Annotated in this window: 3 protein-coding genes; all 3 read right to left on the reverse strand. The window is 68.5% G+C overall.

Annotation, left to right across the window (positions count from 1 at the left end):
* The coding region (locus G3N62_RS34750; RefSeq protein ID WP_206141506.1) for a methyl-accepting chemotaxis protein at positions 1-1,592 on the reverse strand (1,592 nt) is incomplete at its 3' end.
* Positions 1,593-1,629: 37 nt separating this feature from the next.
* A complete protein-coding gene (gene cheW / locus G3N62_RS34755) occupies positions 1,630-2,145 on the reverse strand; it encodes a chemotaxis protein CheW (protein WP_006486165.1) in 516 nt (171 codons plus the stop codon).
* A gap of 47 nt (positions 2,146-2,192) precedes the next feature.
* Positions 2,193-3,589 (reverse strand): chemotaxis protein CheW (locus G3N62_RS34760; RefSeq protein ID WP_346778214.1); only part of this gene is annotated, 1,397 nt, incomplete at its 5' end.

The raw sequence follows: 3,589 nt of genomic DNA on the forward strand, positions 1-3,589 counted from the left end.
TGGCGGCATCGCGCTCGCGCCGGCGCGAGCGCGATGCCGCCCGCGACGCGCCAGCCTGACACGATCGCCTTCATCTGGCGCGTCTGCTCCTCGAGCGACGCGGCGGCCGCCGCCGCCTGCTCGACGAGCGCCGCGTTCTGCTGCGTGACCGAATCCATCTGGCCGACCGCGCGGTTGACCTGCTCGATGCCGGTCGACTGCTCGTCGGACGCCGCGCTGATCTCGCCCATGATGTCGGTCACGCGGCGCACGGCCTGCACGATCTCTTCCATCGTCGCGCCGGCACGCGCCACGAGCGCCGACCCGCTGTCGACCTTCTCGGTCGAATCGCCGATCAGCTGCTTGATTTCCTTCGCGGCGCTCGCGCTGCGCTGCGCGAGCGAGCGCACCTCGCCCGCGACCACCGCGAAGCCGCGGCCCTGTTCGCCCGCGCGCGCGGCTTCGACCGCCGCGTTCAGCGCGAGGATGTTGGTCTGGAACGCGATGCCCTCGATCGTGCCGATGATGTCGACGACCTTGCCCGAGCTGGCCGCGATGTCCTGCATCGTCGACACGACCTGGCCGACCACGTCGCCGCCCTGCGTCGCGATGTCCGACGCGTTCACCGCGAGCTGGCTCGCCTGCCGCGCGTTCTCCGCGTTCTGCCGCACGGTGCCCGTCAGCTGCTCCATGCTCGACGCGGTTTCCTGCAGCGACGCGGCCTGCTCCTCGGTGCGCTGCGACAGGTCGATGTTGCCGGTCGCGATCTCGCGCGCGCCGACGTCGATCGACTCGGTGCCGCGATGCACGGCCTGCACCATCGTCGTCACCGCGTCCTGCATCCGCTTGATGCCGCCGAACAGGCGGCCGATCTCGTTCGTGCTGAACACGCTCACCGGCTGCGTGAGGTCGCCGCCGGCGATGCGCTCGAAGTGCGCGATCGCGTCCTCGATCGGCTTCACGATCAGGCCGCGCAGGACGAAGCGGATCGCGATCACGACGACGAACGCGATCGCGATGCCGGCGGCGATCAGCGCGACCATCAGCGAGATCTGCGACTGCGTCGCGGCCTGACGCTCTTCCGCGCGCTTCTGCAGCGATGCGATCACGGCCGCCGCCGTCTGGTCGAACGCGACGAACATCGGGCTGATCTTCGCGTCGGCAATCGCGTGGTACGCCGCCATGTCGCCCGCGCGCGCCGCCGCGAATTCGGGCTCGACGCCTTCCTTCACGATCGTCGTGTAGCGGGCGGTGAGCTCGTCGAGGAGCGCCTGCTCGACGCCGAGCTTCGGCAACGACTGGAACGCCTGCCAGTTCTGGTTCGACTTCGCGAACAGCTCCTGCGCGCGGTCGAGCACCTTCGCCGCGTCGGCCGCGTTGCCGCCTTCGGTCAGCGTACGGAAGCGGTCGAGCGCGACGCGCGAGCGCAGCAGGTGCGCGGCCGTGTCGTCCAGCGTGTGAATCGCCGGCAGGTCGACGTGCGCGATCTCGTCGAGCGAACGGCTCGCGTGATTGAGCGCGTAGAGGCCGAGCCCGCCGACCGCGGCGGCCAGGCACACGAGAATGAGTCCGACCGCGGTGAGCGTCGTACGGATCGACCAGTTGTGCAACATTGCAGATTCTCCCGAAATTGCTGCGCGCGCGGCGCGCTTACCCGCCGAGTGTCTCGATCAGCGCCATTTCACGGCTCGACATCAGCTTCTCGATGTCCATCAGGATCAGCATCCGGCCGTCGACCGTGCCGAGGCCGGTCAGGTACTCGGTCGTCAGCGTCGCGCCGAATTCCGGCGCCGGCATGATCTGGTCGGTCTGCAGCGTCAGCACGTCCGACACGCCGTCGACCACCATCCCGACCACGCGGTTCGACACGTTCAGGATGATCACGACGGTCTGGTGGTCGTACTCGACGCGGCCGAGATGGAACTTGATCCGCATGTCGACGATCGGCACGATGATCCCGCGCAGGTTGATCACGCCCTTGATGAACTCCGGCGCGTTCGCGATGCGCGTGACGCTGTCGTAGCCGCGGATTTCCTGCACTTTCAGGATGTCGATCCCGTATTCCTCGTCGCCGAGCGTGAACACGAGGAATTCCTGGCCCGTCGCGTCGCCCTGCTCCGCGTCGCGGCGGCTCGTTGCCGCGTTCGCCGCGGCCGGATTGATCATTTGGACTTCAGCAGACACGTTTGCCCCCAATCGGTTGATGGCGAGAGTCAGAACATCGCGAGCTCGGCGCCGGCACGGGCGCCGTGCGTCGCACGGGTTTCACGGTTGAGCGCCGCGACGTCGACGATCAGGGCGACGCTGCCGTCGCCGAGGATGGTCGCCGCCGAGATGCCGTGGACCTTGCGGTAGTTGGTTTCGAGGTTCTTCACGACCACCTGCTGCTGGCCGACCAGCTCGTCGATCAGCATCGCGAAGCGGCGGCCCTCGGTTTCCATGATCGTGACGATCCCCTGCGTCGGGTCGGTGCGCGCGTCCTCGACCGAGAACACCTCGTGCAGCGCGACCAGCGGCAGGTATTCGCCGCGCACGCGCACCACGCGCTCGCCGTTGCCGACCGTGTAGATGTCGTCGGTCGACGGCTGCAGCGACTCCATCACGAAGTTCAGCGGCAGGATGAAGATCTCGCTGCCGACCTTCACCGACATCCCGTCGAGGATCGCGAGCGTGAGCGGCAGCACGATCCGCGTGGTCGTGCCGCGGCCGGCCTGCGACGTGATCTCGACGTGGCCGCCCATCGACTGGATGTTGCGCTTCACGACGTCCATCCCGACGCCGCGGCCCGACACGTCGGTCACCGTCTCGGCCGTCGAGAAGCCCGGCGCGAAGATCAGCTGCCAGACTTCGTCGTCGCTGATGTTGTCGGACACCTGCATGCCCTGCTTCGCGGCCTTCGCGAGGATCCGCTCGCGGTTCAGGCCCGCGCCGTCGTCGCTCACCTCGATCACGATGTTGCCGCCGTGATGCGCGGCCGACAGCACGAGCTGGCCGACCGCATCCTTGCCGGCGGCGACGCGCTTGTCGACGGTTTCGATCCCGTGGTCGAGGCTGTTGCGCACGAGGTGGGTGAGCGGATCGATGATCCGCTCGATCAGGCTCTTGTCGAGTTCGGTCGCCTGGCCGAACGTGACGAGCTCGACCTGCTTGCCGAGCTTGCCGGCGAGGTCGCGCACGAGGCGCGGGAAGCGGCTGAACACGTAGTCCATCGGCATCATGCGGATCGACATCACCGCTTCCTGCAGGTCGCGCGCGTTGCGCTCGAGCTGCGCCATCCCGTTGAACAGGCGGTCGTGCAGCGCCGGATCGAATGCGCTCGCGGTTTCCGCGAGCATCGCCTGCGTGATCACGAGCTCGCCGACGAGGTTGATCAGCTGGTCAACCTTCTCCACGCCGACGCGAATCGAGCTGCCTTCGGCACCCGCGGCGGCGGCAGCGGCCGGGCGCGCACGCTTGTCGTCGTGGTGCGCGGCGGCCGGCGCCGCGTGTTCGACAGGCTGTCCGGCTGGAACGCGAGATGCGGCACGCGATGCTCGGGGTCGGCCGTATGCAGGCGCGTGACGTCGACGAGATCCGCGACCACCGCCGACGCGGTCGGCTCCGCGCCCGC

Origin of the sequence: Burkholderia sp. Tr-20355 (assembly GCF_017104685.1) — a bacterium.
In the GTDB taxonomy this organism is placed as follows: Bacteria; Pseudomonadota; Gammaproteobacteria; order Burkholderiales; family Burkholderiaceae; genus Burkholderia; species Burkholderia seminalis.

Excerpts from the sequence above, each read along its gene's own strand:
- cheW (WP_006486165.1), bottom strand. The coding sequence starts at position 2,145 with ATGATCAATCCGGCCGCGGCGAACGCGGCAACGAGCCGCCGCGACGCG.